The following is a 6,302-nucleotide window of genomic DNA, read 5'->3' as shown; positions in this document are numbered from 1 at the left end:
TGATTCAATTGGCACCTGATGATGACCCTGTGTATGACTTCATGATCAAAAAACGATCTGAAGGCAAACAGTATTTCGTGTATATGACTGCTGGTGCAAATAAATTCTTGCGAATTTACTATGGTAAAGTAAAGGAGTATTTGGCTAAACAAAAACTGTAGTAACTTCGATCTACTTGCATATGATATCTACGACCGAGAGCATATCTGTCGGTTTATTAAAGGCACCCGAAAACCAAAGGAAATAATTTTTGGGAAATATCAAAATAGGCCTTGACTTTTTATTGGCAGGCTTTAGTCGTGAGTAAGGCGGCTTTTTTAATTATTCAGCCAGAAAACCCATGTCTTTAGGTCGTGGGATGAATGGCATCACCTTTAGAAATGTAAAATATTAAAGTGCCACTATGGCTATGGCACATAATATGCTATCATATACATACAGGAATAATCCGTGTCTTTAGAAAGGAGGCTCACAGTATGAAGATCTATTCCACTTACAGCGTAAAGATCAAACATTACAACAGTATATTCAAAAATACTATAAGTGTGTATATACATGCTGTGGACTATCTCATAACAGTCTGTCTCAATGAGTGGAAAACCATATCCCTGATAGATGGTAGCCTTTTACGTCAACAGTTCGTAGAGCGTTTATGCCATTCGACAAAAGATAATCCATCTCCATATCCGGACTTTGATATCAGTGTGATTAGCTGGTTTTCTCACTTTCCCTCGTCTGCAATAACAATATTTTACATAAACTGCGGGTGTTTAACGAGCCTATAGCTGTTGTCACTAAGGATATCAAGCACTATATCGGCTTCCACAGAGTACTTTAGGCAGGTATGCGCATTATATAAATCACTTAGATCAACGAATTTCTCTGCTTTTTCGTGTGATATATTCCCAGTTTTCATCTTCCTTTGTATTAGCCTGTCTCTGAGCATTCCTTCATCAGCCCTGATGCTTATTGTAAGATCTGACAATCCCTTAAGTTCCTTCCATCCGGGTTTATCAAGAAGAAGATAATTGCCCTCCAGAAATACGATGTCACCGCTTACCATTGTGACATCCTCAACAGGATTGTGAGTAAGTCTGTCGTATTCCGGCCATCCAACGGTCTCACCGTTTGCGACCTTCATTGTTCTTTCCAACAATTTTTCGAGATCGAAGGTCTCCGGACAACCTTTCAGTTCGACCATCTTATAGGTTTTACCATCCCGCTCCATGTCATGAGTCAGAAGATAATCCTGATATCTATGAAAACCGTCCATCCCTATTGTTGTTATGGGCGTGAGATCATTATTTGATTCAGACAAATGTTTTAAAAAACTTAGCAGCGTGCTTTTTCCTGCCCCGGGAGGTGCAGCCAACAATATTAATACCCGTTTCTTCTTTTCTCCGTATAGCTTATTTGCGTATTTAAGTATAGGGATAAAAATATTCTCAATGTTGTCATTAGTATAATCGACATTGACCTCTATACCGTTTATATCAGTTTTGTAGTTCATGAAATACTTCCTAACCTTTGCGTGTTTTTAAAGATAGATGAGTTCTGTATGATATAATATTTTAAATCGTACTTCTTTAAAAATAAATGGAGGCTTTTAAATGAAGACAGTATTATGCTACGGAGATTCAAATACATATGGATTTGACCCTCGCAATGGGCTAAGATACCCTTCCGATATCCGATGGACCGGAAGATTACAGCAGTTACTTGGACAGAATTACAAGGTGATAGAAGAGGGCTGTAACGGAAGAACAACTGCTTTCGATGATCCAACAGAGCCTTGGAAAAACGGGCTTCCATATCTGAGGCCCTGCCTTAATACACATAAGCCGATAGACATAGTTATACTTATGCTCGGGACTAATGATCTTAAAAATTGTTTCAATGTTTCAGTTAAAGAGATAGCAGAGGGTGCCGGAAAGCTTGTTGATGTCATCAAGGAATTTACCGCTGATAAACAGGGGTTTATCCCGAAGATCATTTTGGTATCTCCACCGGAAATAGGTGAAGGAATAAAATCATCTCCATTCAGCGAAAAGTACGATGAAGATGCAATAGAAAGTTCCCACAGCTTCCCTGAGTATTACAAAAAGATAGCCGAAGATAAGGATTGTATTTTCCTGAAAGCTTCAGACTACGCAGAACCCTCAAGGGAAGATTCTTTACATTTGGCTCCTGAGGGGCATGAGGCATTAGCTGAAGCACTATATAAGACTATCATTTCTAACGATTGCTAAAGGCGCCAGATTGTAAGATGAAAGTGTTGATTGGGAAATCTATAAACAGGTGAAGGGAGGATCTGCTCCATGAAGGCAAGAGAGAAAATTATATGTACGGTTCTGATGGCATTTCTGATTCAGCTCATGCTCACCGCATGTAGTGTGGAAACTCCTGAAATGAAAAAAACTCCGGAGACCACGATTGCAGATGGTTTATGTAAAATTAATGTGGAAGGAACAACAGATTTACCTGGAAATTTCTTCCTTTCCTTTGTGTTCAGCAGAAACCTTATCATGCTGGACGGCAAGGGAAATATCGTATGGTCAAAACATGAAGATCAGGAAACTGACGGCACACTAAGTTCCCTGACCGGATGGTGGGATTTTAAAAAACATGAGGTGGACGGGAAAACCTTCTACAGCTACCATGATCAGACAGGTGCGTATGACAATTACGGCATGCTGGGTTATGCCCCGGGAGAACGCGTAATTCTGGATGCTGATTTCAATGAAGTGAAAAGAATTACATTCGAAACATCGGATGTCACGGAAAAAGGGGATCCGCTGGATGGACACGACTTTCTGATGATCGGTCCGGATCACTATATCCTTTCCGGATACCTAAAGGACACTGTATATAATGTGCCGGGCTTCCCGGATGGTTCCAGTGTGCTATACTCCTATCTTCAGGAGGTTAAAGACGGTGAGGTCGTATGGGACTGGAAGAGCATAGATTACCCTGAGCTTTATGAGCTGACCATACTTGACGGCAGTGAAACAGCATCGGATTATGCTAATGTGGAAACAGATGTACCGGATTACGTCCACTTTAACTCGATGAGGATCGACAAAGACGGAAATCTAATCTGTTCCTTCAGGCATTTAAGCTCGGTACTATGCCTAGACCGTTCACAGAGAGAAAATCAGATCCTCTGGATCCTGTCCGGCAAAGGGGATATGTTCGGTTTGAACGAAGCGGAGAAAAGTTCCTGCCAGCACTATGCGACCCTGGACGGAAACTATCTGACACTGTTTGATAACGGCAACTCTCAGCAGGAAACACGGGTAATCTCGTATCTTCTCAATAAGGACAATACCACATCGAAAGCAGTTCGCATATATTCTTTTCCCGGAAAGTACTCCCAGGCCTGCGGATCAGTCCAGCATCTGCAGGATAATCTGTATGTGATCGGATGGGGCTGGGCTACAAAAGATGCGAAGTGTATGTCGGTTTATGATTTTTCTGCTGGCAAGGAACTTCTTTCCATCACACTCGATAATCCTCAGAATATTACTTACCGCTGCGTCTATTATGATTAAATGATTGTGGTGCCTGGGTGAACTGAAAAAAATTAAACATTCATTTTTTAAGCCACGGAATGGTATAGGAACCATCCGTGACTTTTTATTCTGTAAACTTACGTTCTGCATTTATGTGCATTTTTTTCAACCTGCCATGATGTAGACTTTAATCATTGAAAGAGTAATCACACATTACTCAGCGTCATTTACACAATTTGCCAACTGGCAGGAAAGGATTCCTATGAAAACCGAAAGAGTATTAAGCATGGATGCTGACAGCAGGATTTACCACAAGCCAAATTGTCACTATGTAAAAATGATGTCCCCAAAGAACCGTATGTCCTTAGCCAAAGAAGATGCTCAGATTAGAGGATACCGCATCTGTAAATGTTGTAATTCAATGTCTTACCATTACAGAACAGAGCAGAACACAATTGAGTACTACAGAAAGAATAAAAAGATGGATTTCAAGTTCATAGATGGTGTTTTATATGTAAAAACGGAGATTGGTTGCTGGAAAATGATTTATTCTAAAAAGTTTGAGGATATAGTGCTTTACCATAGAAATACCGTTTCAGCGCCTCTTGATTTTGATCATCCTGAGAACGAACCCTATCACAGACAAGTCGATGCACAATCTAGCCATACTATCAGCGGTTATCTCAACTACATTTATGAGCATGACAGGTATAAAGCTGCCACGGAGCGTGGCGAGAAGAATTTCAGGTTCTCAAGTAAGAAATATGCCCGTCACGAAGCAAAAGCTCAGAGAAAGCGCCAGCATAGAAGAGTAGAGCAACTTTTTATGTTAATTGAAAAAGGAGATTCCAATCTCCTCAAATTATCAATCTGCTAACAATACAAAAAACGAGGATGAATATCATGGATATATTTAGAACAATAGTCACGACAACTGCCTCTGTTGTTACATGGGAAATACTCAAGAGAAGAGATGAGAAAAATAAAGAAGAAAGTGAATACAGAAATATTAAGATCAAAAGGGATCTGATGGATGAATTCTCAGCATCTTGCGATAAAGCAGGAGTTGAAATGGATTTTCAGCTTAAGAAAATGATAACGGATTTTAATAGAGAAGTGCAAGATCAGGAAAGATGATAGATTAATGACCATATAGAAGCGTCACAGACTTAATCGAGCTTATAATTGACACCGTATACGGTGTCAATTATAATGTTTATAGATATTAAATTTGGTAGGTGTATATATGGCAAAATGGGAAAAGCTGATTGAGAGATTGTACCGCCTTGACTCGTCAATTCGTTATGATGAACTTTCGAAAATACTGAAAGCATATGGATATAATTCCAACGAAACAAGTGGAGGATCCAGTCATGTTACATTCCGAAAGAAAGGATGCAATCCGGTGACGATTCCCAGACACAGCCCGATTAAAAAGGTATATATTGAGCTTGTGAAAAGTGTTGTCACGAGGGAGACACTTAATCAGGAAGAAACTCCGGAGGAATGAATATGAAAACAAATATAAAAAAGCCAAAGAAAACAATTGAAGATTATATGAAACTGCCATACAGAATGGTGATTGTTCCGGACGAAGAAGAAGGAGGATATACTTTGTATTTTCCTGATCTACCTGGTTGTGTTACATGCGTAGAGTCTTTGGATGAAGCTAAGACCATGTCTGAAGATGCAAAGAGAGAGTGGTTGATAGCAGCATTCGAGGATGGTATTGATATCAAAGAACCTCAGGAAGAATATTCGGGACAGCTACGCCTTCGTATGCCGAAGAGTCTGCATCGACAACTCTCCCGCAGAGCATCTGAGGAAGGTGTCAGCCTGAATCAATACGTTGTATACGAATTAGGACGGGCTGTGACGCGGTAATAGTTTTGGGTCGATTAGATTTGGCTGAAATGAAATAGTTATCGGGACCTTTTTGAGGGTATATTATGAAAACCCTTTAAAAAGGTCTTTTTCATGTGTTAAAAGGTTTGATTGTTAATTTCAGTTTCCTTTCAGCATACAAGAGCAAAATGAGTGATTAAAAAGCCATATTGTATTTTTAAAACGTTTTACAGGAATAATATTTTTTAAAACGCACATAAACGTTGACTTTTCTCTTTTTTCACATTAAATGATTCGGTTGAAGCCACGACCCTTTAGGGTCGGTTTTAAGCTAACCTTGATTTTCTATATAATGCTCAATTGTTGCCTGTGAGACCTGCCCGATGCTACACGCAAAGAATTCATCAGACCAATGCGTTCTTTCTTTCCAATAGTGATTAATGAGCCACTTTTCATGATATTTCCATGCATTGTAGGTACTGCACTGTTTGAGTACCGATGCCACCATAGAAACGGAGTCTGTAGGATTATACTGTATCAGCATATGTATGTGATCCTTGTCGGATTCCATTTTCTTAACGTACCAGTGATGTTTTGTACAGGCATCATAGATATACTGTTTTATATCTTTATCGAAGCTGCCGTAGAGCAGCTTCTTTCTGTATTTGTTCGCAAATATCATATGCACCATCAGAAGATTTTTGTTATGTCGTCGATGCTGGTATAAAGTCTTATCGCTCATTGAAAATCACCACGATTTATGTTATAATATACATGGTGAATATATTACTGTTTTGGGATTTTTTCAATGGCTGAGTATGTAAAGACAATAAAACTTCATATACATACCGATGATGCCGGTCGTCTTCTTTTTAAGGAGATGACTGATTGTTATGCAGATGCATGTAATTACATCTCAAAATACGTATTTGATAATGGCTTTAT

General features: G+C 39.3%; 8 protein-coding genes and 1 pseudogene. 7 read left to right on the top strand and 2 right to left on the bottom strand.

All coding sequences use genetic code 11. The annotated features are described in order from the left end of the window. A pseudogene (locus G625_RS22560) lies at positions 1 to 161 on the top strand (IS110 family transposase); the annotation flags it as partial. Between the two features lie 590 nt (positions 162 to 751). Here the strand turns inward: G625_RS22560 and G625_RS0114285 are convergent. Beyond that, positions 752 to 1,510: a nucleoside/nucleotide kinase family protein gene (locus G625_RS0114285; protein WP_029201640.1), complete on the bottom strand. Its 759-nt coding sequence runs from the start codon at positions 1,508 to 1,510 to the stop codon at positions 752 to 754. A gap of 100 nt (positions 1,511 to 1,610) precedes the next feature. Here G625_RS0114285 and G625_RS0114280 point away from each other — a divergent pair, with 100 nt between their 5' ends. From G625_RS0114280 to G625_RS0114255, 6 genes are all read left to right on the top strand, one after another. Beyond that, positions 1,611 to 2,249, top strand: coding sequence for an SGNH/GDSL hydrolase family protein (locus G625_RS0114280; protein WP_029201639.1), 639 nt, complete (start codon positions 1,611 to 1,613; stop codon positions 2,247 to 2,249). Between the two features lie 69 nt (positions 2,250 to 2,318). Further along, the gene (locus tag G625_RS0114275; protein ID WP_029201638.1) at positions 2,319 to 3,551 is read left to right on the top strand and encodes an aryl-sulfate sulfotransferase; all 1,233 of its coding nucleotides are present in this window, start codon (positions 2,319 to 2,321) and stop codon (positions 3,549 to 3,551) included. Positions 3,552 to 3,774: 223 nt separating this feature from the next. After that, positions 3,775 to 4,389 carry a hypothetical protein gene (locus G625_RS0114270; RefSeq protein WP_029201637.1) on the top strand — a complete coding sequence of 205 codons (615 nt, stop codon included), beginning with the start codon at positions 3,775 to 3,777 and terminating at the stop codon, positions 4,387 to 4,389. A gap of 26 nt (positions 4,390 to 4,415) precedes the next feature. Beyond that, positions 4,416 to 4,649 carry a hypothetical protein gene (locus G625_RS0114265; protein WP_029201636.1) on the top strand — a complete coding sequence of 78 codons (234 nt, stop codon included), beginning with the start codon at positions 4,416 to 4,418 and terminating at the stop codon, positions 4,647 to 4,649. Positions 4,650 to 4,758: 109 nt separating this feature from the next. After that, positions 4,759 to 5,022: a type II toxin-antitoxin system HicA family toxin gene (locus tag G625_RS0114260; RefSeq protein ID WP_029201635.1), complete on the top strand. Its 264-nt coding sequence runs from the start codon at positions 4,759 to 4,761 to the stop codon at positions 5,020 to 5,022. A gap of 2 nt (positions 5,023 to 5,024) precedes the next feature. Next, complete coding sequence (locus tag G625_RS0114255; RefSeq protein ID WP_029201634.1) at positions 5,025 to 5,396, top strand: toxin-antitoxin system HicB family antitoxin; 372 nt, start codon at positions 5,025 to 5,027, stop codon at positions 5,394 to 5,396. Positions 5,397 to 5,688: 292 nt separating this feature from the next. On the opposite strand, the gene tnpA is transcribed toward G625_RS0114255, so the two are convergent. Further along, a complete protein-coding gene (gene tnpA, locus G625_RS0114250; protein WP_029201633.1) occupies positions 5,689 to 6,099 on the bottom strand; it encodes an IS200/IS605 family transposase in 411 nt (136 codons plus the stop codon). Positions 6,100 to 6,302: the final 203 nt, after the last annotated feature.

This window comes from Oribacterium sp. NK2B42 (assembly GCF_000424445.1).
Lineage (GTDB): Bacteria > Bacillota > Clostridia > Lachnospirales > Lachnospiraceae > Oribacterium.
The sequence above is the reverse complement of the archived record's forward strand: the minus strand, read 5'-3'. Positions and strand labels throughout refer to the sequence as shown.